The organism is Flavobacterium akiainvivens (assembly GCF_001278115.1).
In the GTDB taxonomy this organism is placed as follows: domain Bacteria; phylum Bacteroidota; class Bacteroidia; order Flavobacteriales; family Flavobacteriaceae; genus Flavobacterium; species Flavobacterium akiainvivens.
Genome location: NZ_LIYD01000005.1, coordinates 1859388 through 1879375, shown reverse-complemented (window position 1 = coordinate 1879375; position 19988 = coordinate 1859388). Strand labels below are relative to the sequence as shown.

Annotated in this window: 19 protein-coding genes; 6 read left to right on the top strand and 13 right to left on the bottom strand. The window is 44.1% G+C overall.

Features of this window, described 5'->3' with window-relative positions:
* Positions 1–66 precede the first annotated feature (66 nt).
* Positions 67–3759: a phosphoribosylformylglycinamidine synthase gene (gene purL / locus AM279_RS08320; RefSeq protein WP_054407523.1), complete on the bottom strand. Its 3693-nt coding sequence runs from the start codon at positions 3757–3759 to the stop codon at positions 67–69.
* Between the two features lie 205 nt (positions 3760–3964).
* On the opposite strand from purL, the gene AM279_RS08315 reads away from it, so the two are divergent.
* Positions 3965–4567, top strand: coding sequence for a hypothetical protein (locus AM279_RS08315; protein WP_054407522.1), 603 nt, complete (start codon positions 3965–3967; stop codon positions 4565–4567).
* A gap of 50 nt (positions 4568–4617) precedes the next feature.
* Here AM279_RS08315 and AM279_RS08310 read toward each other — a convergent pair whose 3' ends face one another.
* Both AM279_RS08310 and AM279_RS08305 read right to left on the bottom strand, forming a co-directional pair.
* Positions 4618–5184 carry a DUF1579 domain-containing protein gene (locus tag AM279_RS08310; protein WP_054407521.1) on the bottom strand — a complete coding sequence of 189 codons (567 nt, stop codon included), beginning with the start codon at positions 5182–5184 and terminating at the stop codon, positions 4618–4620.
* 68 nt (positions 5185–5252) lie between these two features.
* A complete protein-coding gene (locus AM279_RS08305; RefSeq protein WP_054407520.1) occupies positions 5253–6875 on the bottom strand; it encodes a hypothetical protein in 1623 nt (540 codons plus the stop codon).
* Positions 6876–7030: 155 nt separating this feature from the next.
* Between AM279_RS08305 and AM279_RS08300 the strand changes: the two genes are divergently transcribed.
* Positions 7031–7480, top strand: a complete 450-nt coding sequence (locus AM279_RS08300) for a PaaI family thioesterase (RefSeq protein WP_054407518.1) — start codon at positions 7031–7033, stop codon at positions 7478–7480.
* Between the two features lie 60 nt (positions 7481–7540).
* On the opposite strand, the gene AM279_RS08295 is transcribed toward AM279_RS08300, so the two are convergent.
* The 4 genes from AM279_RS08295 to AM279_RS08280 all read right to left on the bottom strand — a co-directional run bounded on the left by AM279_RS08295 (position 7541) and on the right by AM279_RS08280 (position 10145).
* On the bottom strand, positions 7541–7930 hold the full coding sequence (locus AM279_RS08295; protein WP_054407516.1) for a VOC family protein: 390 nt from the start codon (positions 7928–7930) through the stop codon (positions 7541–7543).
* A 6-nt stretch (positions 7931–7936) separates the two neighbouring features.
* Positions 7937–8311, bottom strand: coding sequence for a VOC family protein (locus AM279_RS08290; RefSeq protein WP_054407514.1), 375 nt, complete (start codon positions 8309–8311; stop codon positions 7937–7939).
* A 90-nt stretch (positions 8312–8401) separates the two neighbouring features.
* Positions 8402–9670 (bottom strand): chloride channel protein, encoded by a 1269-nt coding sequence (locus AM279_RS08285; RefSeq protein ID WP_054407512.1) that lies wholly within the window; start codon positions 9668–9670, stop codon positions 8402–8404.
* Positions 9671–9743: 73 nt separating this feature from the next.
* Positions 9744–10145, bottom strand: coding sequence for a lipocalin family protein (locus AM279_RS08280; protein ID WP_054407511.1), 402 nt, complete (start codon positions 10143–10145; stop codon positions 9744–9746).
* Between the two features lie 211 nt (positions 10146–10356).
* On the opposite strand from AM279_RS08280, the gene AM279_RS08275 reads away from it, so the two are divergent.
* Positions 10357–12510, top strand: coding sequence for a TonB-dependent receptor (locus AM279_RS08275; protein WP_054407508.1), 2154 nt, complete (start codon positions 10357–10359; stop codon positions 12508–12510).
* Between the two features lie 157 nt (positions 12511–12667).
* Positions 12668–13198, top strand: coding sequence for a hypothetical protein (locus AM279_RS08270; protein ID WP_143090383.1), 531 nt, complete (start codon positions 12668–12670; stop codon positions 13196–13198).
* A gap of 100 nt (positions 13199–13298) precedes the next feature.
* Here AM279_RS08270 and yajC read toward each other — a convergent pair whose 3' ends face one another.
* The 4 genes from yajC to AM279_RS08250 all read right to left on the bottom strand — a co-directional run bounded on the left by yajC (position 13299) and on the right by AM279_RS08250 (position 16219).
* Entirely contained in the window at positions 13299–13574 is a 276-nt protein-coding gene (yajC, locus tag AM279_RS08265; RefSeq protein ID WP_054407504.1) for a preprotein translocase subunit YajC, read from the bottom strand.
* Between the two features lie 21 nt (positions 13575–13595).
* Positions 13596–14063 carry a DUF1573 domain-containing protein gene (locus tag AM279_RS08260; RefSeq protein ID WP_054407502.1) on the bottom strand — a complete coding sequence of 156 codons (468 nt, stop codon included), beginning with the start codon at positions 14061–14063 and terminating at the stop codon, positions 13596–13598.
* Positions 14064–14082: 19 nt separating this feature from the next.
* Positions 14083–15027: a transcription antitermination factor NusB gene (gene nusB / locus AM279_RS08255; protein WP_054407499.1), complete on the bottom strand. Its 945-nt coding sequence runs from the start codon at positions 15025–15027 to the stop codon at positions 14083–14085.
* An 88-nt stretch (positions 15028–15115) separates the two neighbouring features.
* Positions 15116–16219 carry a Glu/Leu/Phe/Val family dehydrogenase gene (locus AM279_RS08250; RefSeq protein WP_054407497.1) on the bottom strand — a complete coding sequence of 368 codons (1104 nt, stop codon included), beginning with the start codon at positions 16217–16219 and terminating at the stop codon, positions 15116–15118.
* Between the two features lie 197 nt (positions 16220–16416).
* On the opposite strand from AM279_RS08250, the gene AM279_RS08245 reads away from it, so the two are divergent.
* Together AM279_RS08245 and AM279_RS08240 are read left to right on the top strand one after the other, a co-directional pair.
* Positions 16417–18174, top strand: coding sequence for an ABC transporter ATP-binding protein (locus tag AM279_RS08245; RefSeq protein WP_054407495.1), 1758 nt, complete (start codon positions 16417–16419; stop codon positions 18172–18174).
* Between the two features lie 72 nt (positions 18175–18246).
* Positions 18247–18618, top strand: a complete 372-nt coding sequence (locus tag AM279_RS08240) for a PUR family DNA/RNA-binding protein (protein ID WP_054407493.1) — start codon at positions 18247–18249, stop codon at positions 18616–18618.
* A 156-nt stretch (positions 18619–18774) separates the two neighbouring features.
* Here the strand turns inward: AM279_RS08240 and AM279_RS08235 are convergent, their stop codons facing one another.
* Both AM279_RS08235 and AM279_RS08230 read right to left on the bottom strand, forming a co-directional pair.
* Positions 18775–19215: a response regulator gene (locus tag AM279_RS08235; protein ID WP_054407491.1), complete on the bottom strand. Its 441-nt coding sequence runs from the start codon at positions 19213–19215 to the stop codon at positions 18775–18777.
* A gap of 156 nt (positions 19216–19371) precedes the next feature.
* Positions 19372–19818: a response regulator gene (locus AM279_RS08230; protein ID WP_054407489.1), complete on the bottom strand. Its 447-nt coding sequence runs from the start codon at positions 19816–19818 to the stop codon at positions 19372–19374.
* Between the last annotated feature and the right edge of the window lie 170 nt (positions 19819–19988).

The window sequence follows — 19988 nt, the reverse complement described above, 5'->3', positions numbered from 1 at the left end:
TCTTTCATCTATTATCTTTCGTCTTAAAGTCGAACTGTCGAATAATCGAACAATCTAAAAATTCAACTATCGGTTCTCAATCCACTTACGAGCATTTACAAACGCTTCGTGCCAAGGCGTAACTTCGTCGGTACGGTCTTCAGGGTAGTAAGCCCAGTTCCACTGGAACATAGAGCGCTCAATGTGCGGCATCATAACCAGGTGGCGGCCGTCGTTGCTGCTCATCATGGCAATGTCAAAGTGAGAGCCGTTAGGGTTAGCCGGGTAGCCGTTGTAAGCATACTTGGCCACAACGCTGTATTTATCTTCGGTGTACGGAAGCTCAAACTTACCCTCGCCGTGGCTAATCCATACACCCAGGATGCTGCCCGCAAGCGTATTTAGCATAACCGAGTTGTTTTCCTGCACGGTAACCGATGTAAAGGCACTCTCGTGCTTGTGGCTGTCGTTGTGCAGCATACGCGGCTTCACTTCGTGGTCAGGGTTTATAAGGCCAAGTTCTATAAAAAGCTGGCAGCCGTTACAAATACCTACCGATAGCGTATCCTCGCGCTTAAAGAAGTTCTCAAGCGCCGTTTTAGCCTTTTCGTTGTAAAGGAACGCACCCGCCCATCCTTTGGCAGAACCCAGTACATCTGAGTTTGAGAAACCACCCACAGCCCCAATAAACTGAATGTCTTCAAGGGTTTCACGGCCACTGATAAGGTCGGTCATGTGTACGTCCTTAACATCAAAACCGGCAAGGAACATGGCGTTTGCCATTTCGCGTTCCGAGTTAGACCCTTTCTCACGTATGATGGCGGCTTTTGGCCTTGGCTTGCTGCTGTCAATAACGACTTTCTTACCATCAAAATGGGTAGGGAAGCTGTATACCAGCGGCTGTGATTTATAGTTTACATAACGCTCTTTAGCTTTCTGCTCGCCGCTTTGTTTGCGATCAAGCAGGTAAGAGGTTTTGTACCATGTGTCGCGTGTTTCGGCAACATCAAAAGTTAACTCAGTAGCGCCGTTTTTAACGGTTATTACGCCGCCTTCCTTAGGTTGGCCTATTTTGGTAAAGTTTACACCGTTAGCGGCAAGCTGAGCCTCTACAGATGCATCGGCCTGTATAACAAGGGCAATGTTTTCTGCGAAAAGCGCCTTAACCGTATCGGCCTCGTTAAGGTTGGTCAGGTCATACTCAGCGCCCAGGTTAACCTCGGCAAAGCTCATTTCAAGCAGGGTGGTAATAAGGCCACCGCTGCCTATATCGTGACCGGCTGCAATTTTGCCGTCTTTTATAAGGTCTTGTATTGTGTTGAACGCCGACTTAAAGTTGGCTGCATCGGTAATATCAGGAACATCGTTACCTACTTTGTTCAATACCTGTGCAAAGCTTGAACCACCCAACTTAAAGCTGTCGTTGCTCAGGTTAATGTAGTAAATGTTACCGCCGTTGCGTTTCAGTACCGGCTCTACCACTTTGGTAATGTCGTTACAGTTACCGGCAGCAGAAATGATTACCGTACCAGGGGCAATTACATCGCCGGTAGGGTATTTTTGCTTCATACTAAGCGAGTCTTTACCCGTTGGGATGTTGATGCCCAGTTCGATTGCAAAGTCTGAACACGCTTCAACCGCTTCATAAAGCCTTGCGTCTTCACCTTCGTTTTTACAAGCCCACATCCAGTTGGCTGAAAGCGATACGCTCTTCAAACCATCCTTAAGAGGGGCGAAAACAATGTTTGACAACGATTCGGCAATGGCAGTACGGCTACCGGCAGCAGGGTTAACCAGCGCAGCAACAGGCGAGTGGCCTATGGTGGTGGCAATACCTTCCTTACCGGCAAAATCAAGCGCCATAACGCCAACGTTGTTCAGCGGAAGCTGTATAGGGCCTGCACATTGCTGCTTTGCAACGCGGCCGCCCACACAACGGTCTACTTTATTGGTAAGCCAGTCTTTACAGGCAACAGCTTCAAGCTGTAGCACCTGATTCAGGTAGCTGTGTATGTTTTCCTGAGAATACGCAACATCGCTGTAATTAGCCGCAACCGTTTTATCGGTCATTACCGTTTTAGGCGATGAACCAAACATATCTTCAAGCGCAAAATCCATAGGTTTTGCACCTGTAGTGGCACTTTCAAACGTAAAGCGGTGGTTGTTGGTAACCTCGCCCACTGTGTACATTGGCGAGCGCTCACGGTCGGCAATGCGTTGCAGGGTATCAATATCTTTCTGGCCAATAACAAGGCCCATACGCTCCTGGCTTTCGTTGCCAATGATTTCCTTGGCCGAAAGGGTAGGGTCGCCCACAGGCAGTTTGTCAAGGTCTATAAGCCCGCCGGTTTCTTCTACAAGTTCGCTAAGGCAGTTTAAGTGCCCGCCCGCACCGTGGTCGTGAATAGAAACTATAGGGTTGTTGTCGCTCTCTACCAGGCCACGAACGGCGTTGGCAGCGCGTTTTTGCATTTCTGGGTTACTACGCTGTACGGCGTTAAGCTCAATACCCGAGGCAAACTCGCCCGTATCAGCACTTGATACGGCAGCGCCGCCCATACCAATGCGGTAGTTTTCGCCACCCAATATCACTACTTTATCGCCTTCCTGCGGTTTTTGTTTTTTGCTCTGGCTTTCTTTACCATAGCCAATACCACCGGCAAGCATAATTACTTTATCAAAGCCCAGTTTACGTGGGTTTTGTTCTCCCCCTTGGGGGGAGTTAGAGGGGGCCTCTTCATGTTCGAAAGTCAGTACCGAACCTGAAATTAGCGGTTGCCCGAATTTGTTACCAAAGTCAGATGCACCGTTAGATGCTTTTATCAGGATGTCCATTGGGGTTTGGTACAGCCACTTGCGCTCGTCCATACCGTTTTCCCATGGGCGGTTTTCTTCAAGGCGCGAGTAAGCCGTCATATAAACAGCCGTACCTGCCAACGGAAGCGAACCCTGGCCACCTGCAAGCCTGTCGCGGATTTCGCCGCCACTGCCCGTTGCAGCACCGTTAAACGGCTCTACCGTGGTAGGGAAATTGTGGGTTTCGGCCTTTACCGAGATAACCGAGTCAAACTCTTTTACTTCATAAAAGTCAGGCTTATCGGCGCTTTTAGGTGCAAACTGCTGTACGCGTGGGCCTTTAATAAACGCCACGTTGTCTTTATAGGCAGAAACAATATCGTTAGGGTTTTCCTGAGATGTTTTTTTGATAAGCTTAAACAGCGATGACGGTTTTTCTTCGCCATCAATAACAAACGTACCGTTGAAAATCTTGTGGCGGCAGTGTTCTGAGTTTACCTGGCTAAAGCCGAAAACCTCGCTATCGGTTAATTTCCTGCCCAGTTTTTTGGCAAGGTTGTTAAGGTATTCCACTTCGTCTGCACTAAGCGAAAGGCCTTCTTTTTCGTTATAAGCCGCAATGTCGTCTATCTCAAGGATAGGCTCCGGCTGTATGTTTATGGTGTAAATGTCCTGGCCCAACCCGTTGTATTTTTGCGAAAGCATGGGGTCAAATTTGGCGTCGGCCTCGTCAACCTTAAAGAACTCCTCAATGCGCAGAATGCCTTCTATTCCCATGTTCTGGGTAATTTCTACGGCATTGGTGCTCCAAGGTGTAATCATGGTGGCGCGCGGCCCAACAAAAAAATCCGCAAGGGCGGATTTCTCTATCTTATGTGCGTTGCCAAAAAGCCAGTTTAGTTTTGAAATATCCTCTGCCGAAAGTTCGTTTTGCGCCTGTACCGCAAAAACCGTATTGGTCTGGTTTCCGAAGAAATGGATCATTGTTTTGTGCTGTTGTGTTTAAGGCGCAAAATTAATGATTTATTTGTGATTATGAAAGGTTTTTTAATGGAACGCGGATGACACGGATTGAGCGGATTTGCACGGATTTTTTTTGAGTATGGGTGTAGCTGTTCCCCTCTTGAGAGGGGGTTAGGGGTGTGTTCTTTCAATTAATGTTGTATAATAACTTTGGCTATATTTGGATATGGAAAATTATGATGGCATCTGGCTTGAAGTTAAAGAACCCTCCGATTACGGCAGCCCTACTTTCATTACATTTGAGGAAGGCATAATTGCCTGCCACAAATTAGACGAAGAAGACGGCTATGTAAAGAGGCTTATCAGGCAGGATTATGTTAAGCAGCAGCCTATATCTTTAGATTTTGTAGCTGATGACAGGTTAAGGATTACTGAGGTTGGTAAACACGTTACTTTTTTGAAAGATAGTTACACTACAAAAGACGTTACTGTTAGGAAAGACTATCTTAAACTTTTACCTACAAAGACAGACCTTACAGATAGTGATATTGGAAGCCTGAAATATACTATTGTGTGGAATGGACACAAAATTAATGTAGTATTTAATATTATCCTTGAAGAAAAACCTTATATACAGGAGGTAAACAACAGGTTAGGCCATAAAGGGCGCGAAATAAAATTATTTAGGCTGAATGAAACGCTCTTGCTTTGTTTTTTTGATAACGATTATCTTGATAATATATTCCCAATTGTTGAAATAGATGAAGAAGCTATTTCTATTTGCGGTTTTCCTGCTGAACCATTTTCTGCAAGTGGTATAGTGATTTAAGTAAAAAAATCCCGCACAGGGCGGGATTTCAATATTTTAAAAGCGTAAAATTATTTACGCTTCATTACAATTTCCATGCTTTTAAATTCCTTGCCGTTCTTAGTGTCAAACATTTCCATTTTGCGGGTGTTGGCATCTACAATGGTGTATACTTCACGAAAAGGGGTGGGCTTGCCATCAACCGGGTTAACCATGGTGCCGGTAAAGTTAAGCACCTTGGCATCTTTGCCCGGCTTGGCTTTCATAACCATCATGCCGGTTCCCATGTTGTCTATCCATATTGATGTAAATTCTTTGGCAGCGTTATCAAAAGATATCAGGCTCTTGCCTTCAAACGGCAGACCCATAACATTGCCTTTGTAGTTACCTTCCTGGTATTTTCCGTCAAAAAGCATTTTTACATCGGCGGTAGTAGTAGCTTTTTGGGGCTGTGCGCCGGGCTCGTGCCAAAAGGTCATTTCGGCAGTCCAACTGCCGGTTTCCTCAGCCAGCATTTTGTGTTCTTTACCGGGAGTCATGTAGGCTTCCCAGGCTTTCATTTCGGCCTCGGTTTGTGCGGTTGCCATTGCGGGAGCCAGGCATGCTGCCAGCAGGGCCATTGCTAAAAGTTTTTTCATAATAAAATAGGTTAATTGTTTGTTGTACCTAAAGTTATGAAAAAAGGCAATACACCCGTATTAAATTATTACTCAGGGGCTTCTATGCTTTCATAAGCGCCAATATCAGCCGTGGTATCAGGAGCTAACGGACGCAGGTTATTGGCAAGGTCGGGGCCTACCTGCTGCGCTATAGTATTGTCGGCGGCATTTTCAGGGCCGGTAGAAGTACCTGTTGGTTTAAACAGGCGCAGCTTGTTTTGCTGCGGGTTTTCAAACTCAGGCCTGTTTTGGGTAGTGGTTTCGGCTAAAACGCAGCTGTTGTAATTCACAATTTGCGTAGCAGCATACGGATACAGCTCGTTATTATCAAGAATATTACTGTAGTCTACCAGTTTTATAAGGCTGTGGTTAAACGTAACGTTGTAGTCCTGTGCGGCATTTCTTCCCTGAGACAACGCTATATTGCCCGAACCGTATAAAATACAGTTATCAAAACGGGCATTAAGGTGGCTTGCCAGTATTATACCCTGATTTGGATTTGAACTATCAACGCTTTCCACAAAATTGGTAAGCATTACCGGCACCTGCTGGTAATTGTTAGAATAGTTGGTAAAGGTACAGTGCTTAAAGTTATACGTGCCGCCCAATACTAGCGATGCCGCTGCCTCACCGGCATTGTTTATTACTACATTGCTGCCGTTTATGTTTGCCGTAACGGCACGCAGGCCATAGTTAGAGCAGTTGTATATCTGGCAGTTTTTAAGTTCGGCGCGCGGGGTAGTGTTTACATTGCCCTGTGTGCGTTGCAGCCAGAGGCCGTATACCGCATTTTTAATGGTAAGGTTGTTCAGTACGTTTTGGCTACCCGATGGCAGCCACACGCCAAACCACTGCCCGGTAATACCGGCAAACTGCGGTTCGAGCCTGTCGCCCTCAAAAATTACCTCGTTTTCTAAAATATCCGGGTCGGTAGATGGGCTTCCGTTTATTAAAAGCGTACCCGTGTCGTCTACAATCAGCCCGCTTTCTGCATGAAAATGTACCCGCGCACCGGCATCTATGGTCAGCGTGCGGCCGTTTGGCACAAAGGCATAGCCATACACCACATAAGGCTTGTCGTTCGTCCAGTGCAACTCATCAGGGGTTGTAAGCTCATGGCCTATAATGCTGTCGTTAATGCCGCTTATGGTTAGCGTTTCTTTAATGTTAGAAGGCAGTTCGCGGTTGGGCTTTATAAAAATCGCATCCTGCACAAGGGTTACCAGATCTACATCCTGGTAGTTGGCGCCGCTGTCAAATTCAATTTTATCGGTATATAAAAAGGTGGTGGTATTATTGGCATACTCGCTGTAGTCTATAGTAGTTTCTATAAAAATAAACAGGCTGTCTTTAGCCAGCAGCTCTACATTGTTAAATATTTTGCCCGGTGTGCCGCCCTGCCCGTAGCCGTCTCCGTCTACCATAAGGCGGTACTTGCTTGCTTCGCCCTGTGCCAGCTTAATGGTGGGTATGGTAATATCTTTATCGCTGCGGTTGTATACTTTTAGGGTATAAGTGCTTGAGCCTATATTGGTAAACACTGTGTCAAGATACACGGTATCTCTTGAGAATTCGAGCCCGCCGGTGCTGGGTTCAAATTCAAAATCATCACGGCAAGAAGTAAAGGTTATGGCAAGAACACTAAGCAGCAATAGTAAATAATGGCGCATGGGCGTTGGTATCAATTTTTTGTAAAAGTAACTATTATTTCCTGAAACGGAAAAACCGCGTTTTTAGTTTATAGCCGGGGTTTGTTATTTGAGATTTGTTATTTGAGATTTGTTATTTGGAATTTGTGGTTTTACTTTTACAAAAAACAACTACTATGTCTTTTGATAAAGAAAAAGCGCTGAAAATGGTAAACGATTTTTGCCGCAATACGCTTATGGATACCCTTGAAATTGTATATACCGATGTCGGCGAAGGCTTTCTGGAGGCTAAAATGCCGGTTAACCCGCGCGTGCACCAGCCTATGGGCCTATTGCATGGCGGCGCTACCGTGGCGCTGGCCGAAAGCGTGGGCAGTGCGGCATCGTTACTGTTTGTAAACCCGGAAGTTACCGAAGTGCGCGGTATTGAAATAAGTGCCAACCACCTGCGCGCCAAAAAAGAAGGTGTGGTAACCGGCACTGCACGCATTATACACCAGGGGCGCAGCCTTCACCTGTGGGAAATAAGAGTTACCGATGAAGAAGGCAGGCTTATATCATTGTGTAAGCTTACTAATATGGTAATGCCGAGGAGAGCCCCCCAAGCCCCCAAAGGGGGAGAATGAACTCCATCCTCGTTTGAGTGAAGCTACTCCCTCTCCATTTGGAGAGGGTTGGGGAGAGGCCTATTCTTCATAAAACTCCAGCGGCAGGCCGTCCGGGTCGGCAAAAAAGGTAAAGCGCTTGCCGGTAAGTGTGTCTGTGCGTATGGGTTCGCAGGCTACATTGTGCTGCTCCATCCACGCAATAGATGCTTCAAGGTTGGCTACGGCAAAGGCCAGGTGGCGCAGGCCTGCTGCTTCGGGCTGCGATGTGCGTGCCGGCGGGTTTGGAAAAGAAAACAACTCTATTACATACTGCCCATTTAGCGCAAGGTCTAACTTGTAAGAATCGCGGGCTTCCCGGTAGGTTTCTAAAACAACCGTAAAACCCATTACGCGCGTGTAAAAATGTTTTGAAACCTCATAATCACTACAAATTATGGCTATGTGGTGAATGTTTGAAATATTTAGCATAAAAAATTATTCGCCCTGGGTTATCCACCACAGGTTGTTAAACGGATCGGCAAAACCGGCGCTATAGCCATAGTCCTGCTGTGTTGGTTTTTGTAAAGATGTGCCACCCTGCTCAATAGCTGCGTTATACACGCGGTCTACATTATCTACATATATAAAGGTGCTGCAGGTGGCGGGTTTCCACTGCTCGTTGCCACCTGCAAACATTATAACGGCATCGTGTATTTTAATTTCGCCGTGCATAATGGCACGCTCCCCCTCTCCGGGAACTATCATTTGTTGTGTAGCGCCAAACACCTTAGTGGCATATTCTAAAAAACCGGCCGGGTCGGCCACAATAATGTAAGGCATTGCCGGCAGGTACTGGTCAGGAATTTTCATGGGCTGTTGTTTTGGTTGTGCACCAATAAAAATACGGCTTTAAAATTAAAGCCGTATCTCATGTATTGTTATTTTGTTAATAAAGTGAGATTACTTTTTTGCGCCGTAACTGTAAACGGTGTATGGGTATATTTTTTTGGCTGTATTCATGGCAATAAAGCTTGTTACAGCAAGTGGAATAAACAATACATAGCTATTGGTTAACCCGCATACTAAAAACAGTGCTGTGAGGGGCGCGTGTATGCTGGCGCTAAGCACAGCGGCCATGCCCACTATCATAAAATTAAGCGGAATAACGCCTGCATTAAAAAATGTATTGAGCACTACAGCAAGAAATAATCCTAAAAAAGCACCCAGGAAAATGCCCGGGGCAAACACGCCGCCATCGCCACCGGCCGAAAGGGTTATAGATGTTATTATGGGTTTTAAAATGAGTAGTGCCAGTATAGTGACTGTAAAATATACTGATAGTTTAGTAGTGTTAGCTTCCATAATACTGTGTTTAATGGCATGGTAACCCTCGCCATACAGCTGTGGCAGTAATAGCAGTATACAACTTATTACAAGCCCTCCGGTTATTATTTTATAATATGGGTTGCTGAATTTTAAAAACTGTTTTTTAAAGAACAGTACACTTTTAGTAAGATAAACCGATTGCAACCCACCCAGTATGCCTAACAGTATAAACCACGGCAGGGCACGCAGGTGCCATTGGGTTATAGCAGCGTTAAACACGGGCGCCTCATCTAAAACTATAGTAAAGCCAAAAGCCACAGCAGCAGCCGTAACGGTGCTAAGGGCAAACAGGCGGTTGAATTTTTTATAGATAACCTCATACGTAAACAATATACCTGCCAGGGGGGCATTAAACAAGGCGGTAATACCCGCAGCCACACCGGCACACAATAAATACCTGCGGTATTTTTTTAGGAAACTTTCTTTTTGCGATGCCAGCGAACCCACGGCTGCCGTAGCCACAACCGTGCTTACCTCTATGCCGGTGCTTCCGCCAAAGGCTACTGTTATAAGCCCGTTTATAAAGTGCGATGGTATTTTATAAGATGGTAGCGGCTTGCCCGATGTGTTGCTTTCAAAAACCTCCTTAATGCCTTTGTTTTCTTTTTTCTTAAACAGGTAATGGCGCAGTATGTATATAAGCGCCAGCCCCGTTACCGGAAAAACCACTATCCAGAAACGGTTACCGGTAGCACGGCGAAACAGCAATGCTTCATAATGTTCTGTAATGTGTTTAAGCCCAATGCCCAGCAGTGCGGCCATTATGCCTACAATGGCTGAGGCTAAAATAAGTTGGAAGATATTTTTTTGGTTTGTAACAGCTTTAATAAAAGGTAATTGCATTTTTTATAGGTGTAAACCACAAAGATAGGGCACACAAAAAGGCAATCAAACCTTTATTTAAGATATTTAGGATTTACCTGCCAAAAACCTTTATAACCCCGTTTGCATCAGCTTCAGAGTTAATAACCAGGTTAGCATCGGTATAGGCAAAAATACCCTGGTCTATACCTTCTACATAAAGGGTTTTATTACCGTTATCATTATTAATATAAAAGGTGTAAGAGCCTGATGGTAAGCCTGAAAAAATATTTTCGGGCCCGGCAGTCATAATGTTGTTTTGAACGGTAAGGCGCTGGTTATCCTGGCTAAACGTCCAGCTAACTTCGCCATCGGTATACTGAATATTGGCACCTTCGGGCACAGTGGCATTTTTTAGTTTCCAGGTGCCTTCAAGCGTTTCCATAGCATCATCTGAACTGCATGAAGCCAGTAGAAATGTTAAAATAAATACGATGTAAAATTTTATTTTTGTCATAAAATTTTTGTTATTAATCTGATTAAAAGCAGATTAAGAGTTTTTTCCTGTCGCAAACTTAATAAAAATAATGTTAAAACAAACGATTTCGCCGTTAAAAGTGCTTTTTGGCCTTTTACAATTCATACCATTAAATATGCAACTGGGTAACCTTTTTTATAAAGTATGAAACAGCCTGCGCATCTTTGCCCTGTAAAAAACCACCAACACCATGAAAACACTTTTAGCCCTTATTGCCCTGATAACCTTTGGCACTGCCGGTGCCCAAACCACCATAAGCGGTAAAGTAACTAACGATAAAGGTGCACCGCTTGCCGCAGCCAACGTATATATAGACGGCACTTATGATGGTGCTACCACTGCCGAAGACGGTACCTTTAGTTTTGAAACTACCGAAACCGGAATGCGTACGCTAATCATAACCTTCCTTTCTCACGAAGATTTCAGCCAGGCAGTAACCATAGAAGAATACAAGCCCCAAACGTTTGTAATGCGCGAAAATGTAAATACGCTCGATACGGTTGTAATATCGGCAGGTACATTCAGCGCCGGAGATAACAGTAAGGTAAGCGCCCTTAAGCCGCTTGATATTGTTACCACGGCGGGTTCGGCAGGCGATATTGTGGCGGCGCTGCAAACACTGCCCGGTGTAAATACAGTGGGGGAGAGCGGCCGCCTGTTTGTGCGCGGTGGCGAGGCCGATGAAACCCAAACGTTTGTAGACGGTATACGTGTGGCACAACCTTATAATGCCACAGCAAACAACATCCCAACCAGGGGCAGGTTTTCGCCATTCCTGTTTAAAGGTATGACGTTTAGTACCGGTGGCTACAGTGCCGAATATGGCGAGGCGCTATCGAGCGTGCTGCTTATGAATACTGTTGAAGAACCCGATATGGAGCAGACAGATATTGCCCTGATGACAGTAGGCCTTGGCATAGGCAACACCCAGAAGTGGGACAAAAGCTCGCTTAGCTTTAATGCTGCTTATACCGACCTGAAGCCGTACCAGCTGGCAATACCCCAAAATGTAAAATGGCACAGGCCGTACCGTTCTTTTGCAGGCGAAACCGTATACCGCTATAAGCTTAACAGTGGCATGATAAAACTGTATGCTGCCTTTGACCACGCCGACCTGAGCCTTGACCAGGATGATGTTAACCTGCAGGCACCGGTTTTGGTAGACATGAAAAACGATAACTTTTACATAAACAGTTCATACAAAGGTAGTGTGGGTAACTTCCTTACGCTGCAAACCGGGGTGGCTTATGGCTATAGCGCTAATAAAATTGGCCTTGACCAGGACAGGGTAAACAATGCCGAAAACAGCGCGCACCTTAAGCTGAAGCTTACCAAAACATTCAGCAACCGTTTTAAACTGGCTGTGGGGGGCGATTATTTTATTACTGATTTTAATGAGGATTATAAAGAGGCTACCGGCTTTAACTTTAACAGCGGTTATTACAACGGTATTGCGGCCGGGTATGCTGAGGCCGATATTGTTTTCTCGCGTGATTTTGCCCTTAAGGCCGGTGTGCGCAGTTCTTACAGCCAGGTGGTGGGAGAGGGTACTTTAGAGCCCCGTGCGGCACTGGCTTACAAAGCCGGTAAAAACGGGCAGTTTTCTCTTGCATACGGTAATTTTACACAAACACCGGGGCAGGGCTACCTTAAATACAGCCAGAATTTTGATTACGAAAAAACAGCCCACTATATACTGAATTACCTGTACAATACTGACGGCCTTATGCTGCGTGCCGAGCTATACTACAAAGATTATACAGACCTTGTAAAGTACAACACAGCTATGCCGGTATACAACAGCATTTACAGCAACATGGGTAGCGGTTATGCAAAAGGGCTTGATGTGATGTGGAGGGACAGCCGCACGTTTAAAAACCTGGAATACTGGGTAAGCTATTCTTATATTGACAGCGAGCGCGATTACCGCAATTACGAATATGCTGTTACCCCAAGCTTTGTGGCTAAACACAATGCATCTATAGTAACCAAGTACTGGGTAAACAGCCTGCGTTCCCAGCTGGGTGTAACCTACAGCTACAACAGCGGCCGCCCTTATGATAACCCTAACGAGCAATTGTTTATGAACAGCATGACCAAGAGCTACAACAACCTGAGCCTGAGCTGGGCCTACCTGCTGTCGCAGCAAAAAATACTGTACTTTTCGGTAAGTAATGTTATGGGCAGCGATAACGTGTTTGGCTATACCTATGCCAATAACCCTGATGCCAATGGCTTTTATAACCGCCAGGCTGTTACCCAGCCGGCAGACCGTTTCTTTTTTGTAGGCTTCTTCTGGACCATAAGCAGCGATAAAAAGAGGAACCAGCTGGAGAATCTTTAGGATTTTTGGATTGTTGGATATTTCGACTTATTGGGTATTTGGTATCAGAATTGTATACAGTTTGAGTGAAGCTCTCGAACAATCCAATAATCGAACAATCCAATAATCGAATAATCCAAAAAGAAGTATCTTTGCCTTTATGAAATACCTGTTATTCATGTTACTGTTAGCGGCGGGTGGGGCAAGCGCACAGCAAAATGCCATGCACTGCGGTTATGACTTTACCAGCTATGTGGTGATTGATGCGCACGAAAACGGCAAAACGCATAATATTAAAAACCTTAAGGTTACTATTGTAGACAGCCTGGGTAATGATGTTATAAACACCAATAACCTGTACAGCTACAACAAGGCGAACCAGCCTATGAAATTCAGTTTTAACTATCTTATAGGCGATGATAACAAACGCCTGCCCGAAGGCGGTGTGGCTAAAAAAGAACGCTGGTTTTTTCCGTATGCGAAGGATAATTATATGCTGTCGGTAGTAAATAATTTCCCGGCAGAAAGCTTCCAGGTTAAGATTGAAGATGTAGACGGCGCTGAAAATGGCGGTAAGTTTAAAACGGTATTTGTACCGCTTTACTCTTATAATATGTATGTGCTGTGCAGTAATGAAAGCGAGCAGGCAGCCATGAAATTTGGCCGTAAGATGAACAAACCCATTGATGTGGTTTTGGAGAAGGAGTAGTTTTCAGTCTCAGTCTCAGTTTTCAGTAGCTTCACTCTCACTGTAAACTGCGACTGAGACTGAAAACTTAAAATAAAAAAACCGGCTACTGCCGGTTTTTTTATTTTGCCTTGTTTGCTTTCTGGCTTAGCTCAAGCGATATTGCAGAGCGCTCCAGTTTAAGTTTTCCGGCCATGGTTTCTATAACCACAGTATCTTCAGAAAGCTCGGCTATACGCCCGTGGATACCGCTTTTTGTTACTATTTTGTCGCCTGCCTTAATGTCTTGTTCAAATTGTTTTTCAAGCTTAGCCCTTTTTTGCTGTGGCCTTATCATCATAAAATACATTACAACGAAGATTAGCAAAATAGGAGCAAATTGCTGTAATTGTTCCATTATATATAGTTAAAAGATTTATTAGTGTGCAATAACGCCGCTTTTAGCGCCACCCTCTACGTTAGCTTTAAAGTTTAGGGTTTCGGTACCTTTTTCGGTGTTTAGGGTAAGTGCTACGGTTTTTTCAACGTTACCGCTTTTGTGAGATGAATCAAAAATTACCTTAACCTGGCCGGTTTCTCCCGGTTTTATAGGTGTTTTAGTCCAGTCTGGCACGGTGCAGCCACAGCTTGGCTTGGCATTGCTTATTACAAGGTCGCCTTTACCGGCATTGGTAACAGTGTAGGTATGCTCTACTTTAATACCTTCTTTAATAGTACCAAAATCGTGTATAAGGTTGTCAAAGTTAGCTACGGGCACTTTGCCAGATTCTGCATGGGCAAGTTCGGCTTTGCGTGCTACGGCATCGTCAATGGCAAGAGAATTGTTCTTTTGGCAAGAGGCAAGGCCCAGTGCTGCAAGTGCCATGATTACGATAGATTTTTTCATAACAGTAATATTATAGTTTTTACATTAAACCCCTTCCGGTTTTTACAAGTTTATTGCCGGCCTGGTAATCTTTAACAAGGTTATCCAGGATTCCGTTGATAAAGATACTGCTTTTTGGCGTACTATACTCTTTTGCAATCTCAAGGTATTCGTTAATTGTAACTTTTACCGGAATGCTCGGGAATTTAAGGAACTCGCAAATGGCCATTTTCAGGATAATGCTGTCAATTTCGGCAATACGCTCGGTATCCCAGTTGGGTGTTTTGTCAATAAATTCTTTGGCAAGCTCTACCTCATTAAGTACCGTTTTACGGAAAAGGTCGCGCACAAAATCCTTATCGTCTATATCTTTATACAGCCTTGGTACCGAGAATGAGTCGCGGCCTTCGGGTGTAAGGTTTTGCAGCTGCTTGCTTATAAGGGTGTTTACCACAGGTATGTCGTCTACCCAGGTAAGTTTGTTGTCTTCCAGGTATTCATACAGTTTTTCGTTAGGGGCAACAACTTCTGTAAACAGTGCGTGTACAAAATCGCGGTCTTCTTCCCACGTGTTGGTGCGGGTTTGCATATAGTTTTTGTACAGCTCGGTTTCTTTAATGTCTTCTAACAATAAAAGAATGTAGTCATCATTAAGCTGCCAGTTGTTTATCCTGCGGTCTGCAATAGCAATGCTAAGCGGGTTGCTTTCGTCAAGCAGGGTAAGCACCAGGTTGTTTACAAATTTTTTGTTGGGGTTGCGCTCTGCATCGGTAGCAAGGTGTTTTTTTTGCGATTTTTCTATAAAATCGTCTTCGGCTTTGCGAAGCTCCACCAGGGCCGACACCATGAGCAGGTAAAGGTCGCGGATGTTTTCAATGCTTTGAAAAAGGAACTTCTCTTCCTTTTCCATACTGTCTGAACTTGTTTGGTGCATGGCATAAATGCTCTGCATTACTTTTACACGAATATGTCTCCTGTTTAACATCCGGCTACTTTAAGAACTTAATAAAATTAATACGGGGCGAAAAATTTTTTCGCCCCGCAAAATTAGTAATAATATTAATGTGCGCTAATTATTTGGCACTTTCTTTTTTCCTGTCGTCAATACGCTGCTGTGCAATTTGCATTGCGGCCTGGTGTGTGGTAATACCGTTAGCCTCAGCGTGGTTAAAGATTTCAAGTGTGGTGTTGTATATGTTTTCGGTACGCCTAAGGGCTTCTTCTTTGCCATAACCGGCAATTTCGCCATATACATTAATAATACCACCGGCGTTTATAAGGAAATCAGGCGCATAAGCAATGCCTTTTTCCATTAGTATGCGGCCGTGCACCTGCTCTACAGCCAGCTGGTTGTTAGCAGCACCGGCAATAACGCGTGCCTTAATGCGGTTAATAGTATCATCGTTTATAGTAGCGCCCAGTGCACACGGGGCATAAATGTCTACATCGGCACTATAAAGGTCGTCTCCGGCAAAAATGGTAGCACCATATTTAGCTGAAACCGCCTGCATGCGCTCTTCGTTAATATCGCTAATGTATACGGTAGCGCCTTCTTCGGTAATGTGCTTAATAAGGGTTTCGCCCACGTGGCCTGTACCCTGTACCAATATCTTTTTACCCTCAAGGCTGGCCGAACCAAACTGGTGCATGGCTGCTGCCTTCATACCCATAAATACGCCATAGGCCGTTACGGGGCTTGGGTTTCCGCTGCCGCCGCGCGCTTCGCTAATACCGGTAACGTGCGGGGTTACATCGCGAATAAGGTCCATATCGGCTGTTGTGCTGCCCACGTCTTCGGCGGTAATGTACTTGCCGCTTAGTGAGTTAACAAACTGCCCGAAACGGGTAATAAGCTCAGGGGTTTTGTCTTTAGAAGCATCTCCTATAATTACAGCCTTGCCGCCGCCCAGGTTAAGCCCGCTAATGGCACTCTTGTAAGTCATGCCGCGCGATAGCCTAAGCACGTCGTTAAGGGCTTCCCACTCGTTGTTGTATTTCCATATGCGGGTGCCGCCCAGCGCAGGGCCTAAAGTTGTATTATGGATGCCAATAATTGCCTTTAATCCTGTATCTTTGTCCTGACAAAAAACAACCTGTTCGTGGTCATTAAACGAGGGCTGGCCAAACACCGGGTCAACCTTGTGTAGCTCATTGGCTTTTACAACTTCTGCAATCATGATAGTAATGTTTTAAATTTGATAATTATTTAAAAACCTGAAGCAAAAATACGGATTTTATTGTGAATTGGCAGATTGAAACCGATTTTTTGAGTTTTTGATAAATAAAAGAGGTGTTTTTTGAAGCGTTTTTAGCTTGTTGCAGCGTGGTTTTTTAACATTCGCTTAAAGCATAATTATACATTTGGTTACAAAGCATGAAAGAATTACAATATTTAAATAAATTTTTTGCCAAATATAAATTTCAATTCCTTTTAGGAATTTTAATAACCATAGTGGCACAGCTCTTTGCACTCTTTGGCCCTAACTACACAGGGGCATCGGTTACGGCAGTGCAGGAATTTGTAAAAGGCACTAAAACCGGCAATGAGGTTAAGGATATACTGGTTACCAGTTTCCTTATAATATTAGGTGCTACCATATTAAGGGGTATCCTTACCTTTTTTATGAGGCAGACGCTTATAGTTATGTCGCGCCACGTAGAGTTTGACCTCAAGAACGAGATTTTCCGCCAATATGAAAACCTGTCGCAAAACTTTTACAAGCAAAATCGCACGGGCGACCTTATGAACCGCATTAGCGAAGACGTAAACCGTGTGCGCCAGTATGTGGGCCCGGCCATTATGTATGCGCTCAACACCATAATACTGTTTGTGGTAATACTCACGCAAATGATTATTATTTCTCCGGAGCTTACCCTGTATACGGTATTGCCTTTGCCACTGCTGGCATGGAGCATTTTTTGGGTGGCCAACCAGATAAACAAGCGCAGTACGCTGGTGCAGCAAAATCTTTCGTCTTTATCTTCATACAGCCAGGAAATGTTTAGCGGCATACGTGTTATAAAGGCTTATGCCCTTGAGGGATTAAAACAGGAGGGCTTTACCGACCTGAGCCGTGAGAGCAAAAAACGCAACATGAGCCTTGCTTTTGTAGGCGCGTTGTTTGGCCCGCTTATGATTTTGCTTATTGGCATCAGTAACCTTGTGGTGCTGTATGTGGGCGGTACTATGTACATAAACGGCGAGATAACCAATCTGGGTACTATTGCACAGTTTATACTGTACATAAATATGCTAACGTGGCCGGTGGCTTCCATTGGGTGGATTAGCGGTATGGTGCAGGAGGCTGAGGCATCGCAAAAACGTATTAACGAGTTTCTTAAAATACAGCCTGATATTGCCAATAACCAGCCGGAACATACGCCAATTGCAGGTAACATATCGTTTGAAAACGTAAGCTTTACGTATGACGATACCGGCATACACGCGCTTAAGGGGGTTTCATTCAAAATAAATAAAGGCGAAACGCTTGCCATACTGGGCCGCACGGGCAGTGGCAAGAGCACGGTATTGTCGCTCATTAGCCGTTTGTATGATACTACAAGTGGTATTGTAAAGGTAGACGGACACGATGTGCGCGGGCTTAACCTGTATGACCTGCGCGACAGTATAGGCGTGGTGCCGCAGGATGCCTTTTTGTTTAGTGACAGCATAGAGAACAATATTAAATTTGGCAAGGAAGACGCCACGCATGATGAGGTGGTGGCCGTTGCCAAAAAAGCCGTGGTGCACCATAATATAGAAACCTTTACCCACCAGTATGAAACCATACTGGGCGAGAGGGGTATAACCCTTTCCGGAGGGCAAAAGCAGCGTGTAAGCATAGCCCGTGCGCTTATTAAAGATGCGCCCATACTGCTGCTTGACGACTGCCTTAGCGCCGTAGATACTGAAACCGAGGAGGCTATACTAAGCAGCCTGCAGGAATTTGCACAGGATAGAACCACTATTATTGTGAGCCACAGGGTATCGAGCGCCAAGAATGCCGACAGGATTATTATACTGGAAGACGGTAAAATTATAGAGGAAGGTACTCACAATCAGTTGGTAAGCCAGCAGGGTTACTATAAGGAACTGTACCTGAAACAGCTTAGTGAGAAAGAATTAAGCTAAAATTGTTGCTTTATTTAGATTTTTTTTAGATTTTTGGTACCCACATAAACCAATATACAAGAACAGAGGATTATGAGAGATAATGATATGCTGGAAAAGGAGGAGATCTTTTCTAAAGTGCTTAGGGCAGGAAGAAGGACTTATTTTTTTGATGTAAGGGCTACCAAGGCTGATGATTACTACATCACGATAACAGAAAGCAAAAAGTTTACTGAAGAAGATGGTTCATTCCACTTCAAGAAGCATAAAATTTACCTGTACAAGGAAGATTTTGCCGCCTTTAGGGATATTCTTGATGAAATGACCAACTATGTACTAAACAACAAGGGCGAAGAGGTAATAAGCGAAAGGCACCAGAAAGACTTCCGCAGGCTGTTTGGCGAAAAAGGCGAGGAAGCCGTTGCTGCTGAAAGCTTTACCGATGTTAGCTTTGACGATATTTAATATTCTTTTTAGAAATACAAAACCCCGCTAATAGCGGGGTTTTGTATTTCTAAAAAGCGGCTGAGTTTCTTAGCTACTGAGCTGCTGAGCAATTTTAATCTATATCAAAAAGATAACTTTGTCGGTCCGGGCTCGTTTTTGCGCTTGGTGGGTTCATCAGTATATTAAAAAATTGTCCCGGTGGGTGGGGTGGGTGTAGTCTTGCCAGTTGATGGAAAGCAGTTTGTGCAGGTGGCCTTTTAATGTGGCGAAGTTATAGGGCTTTATATAATAAAAATGAGCGCCAAGTGTGTAGGCTTTATCAATATAAATAGGGTAATCTGACACTGACATTACAATAACGGGAATAGCGTTGTATGTGGGCAGGGCTTTAATCTGGGCAAGTATTTCCATACCGTTAAAGAGTGGCAGGCTGCTGTCTAAAAAAATCACATCGGGCAATACGCCTTCATATCTTTCAAAGGTTTTGAGCAGTTCTTCCCCCGAATGAAAAATGGTAATTTGAAAGGTGTCGGGAAGCTGTAAAAGTGCCTCCTGAAAAAAATGGATGTCGTCATAATCATCTTCCACAAGGAAAATCTTTTTTGAATACAGCATTACATATAGTTTTGGCGATTCGCAAAAGATAGTTATATTCAAATACTATTTTTTCCTTTAGAAAATCAGTTTGTTATAAAAGTAGCCATTACTTATTGCACCGGCCCTGCATTTAGGATAACAATAACAAAAGCCTCCGTGTGTGGAGGCTGTAACTTAACTAACTATGAACACAAAATCCCTGAAATTAGGGGTTATTATACTGCTTTTCCAATTTATGGAGAGCAGCTTTTTTATGTATAATTTTAATGTGCCAAACTCATAAGGCTTTACAAAATAGTAATGGGCCCCGTTAGCGTGTGCATATTGTATATATTCTTCTTCGGCGCAGGTAGAGTACAGCACAACCGGTATGGCGGCATAGGCAGGGTTCTTTTTAATAGCCTTGAGTGTTTCAAGCCCGTTCATCTTTGGCATATTTATATCAAGAATAATAAGGTCCGGCAATGTGTGGGTGCATTTTTTAAGCTGGTCGAGCAGTTCAAATCCATTACAGGAAACCGTAAGGTTAAAGCTACCATCAACGGTATTAAGTGCCTCCTGAAAAAACTCTACATCATCAGTATCGTCTTCGCACAGGTAAATGTTTTTAGCAAACATCATAATATTCTGTTTTAATAATTCATCAAAGAATACTCAAAATGAAAACAGGATACAGGTTATAAAATGTTGTCAGAAGAAGTTCCCTCAGTAAATCGGGTTATTTTGTAAATATAAACATAATTATTTGATTTTGTGTAATTTATTTGTGTTATTAAATTGTTTGGCCATTA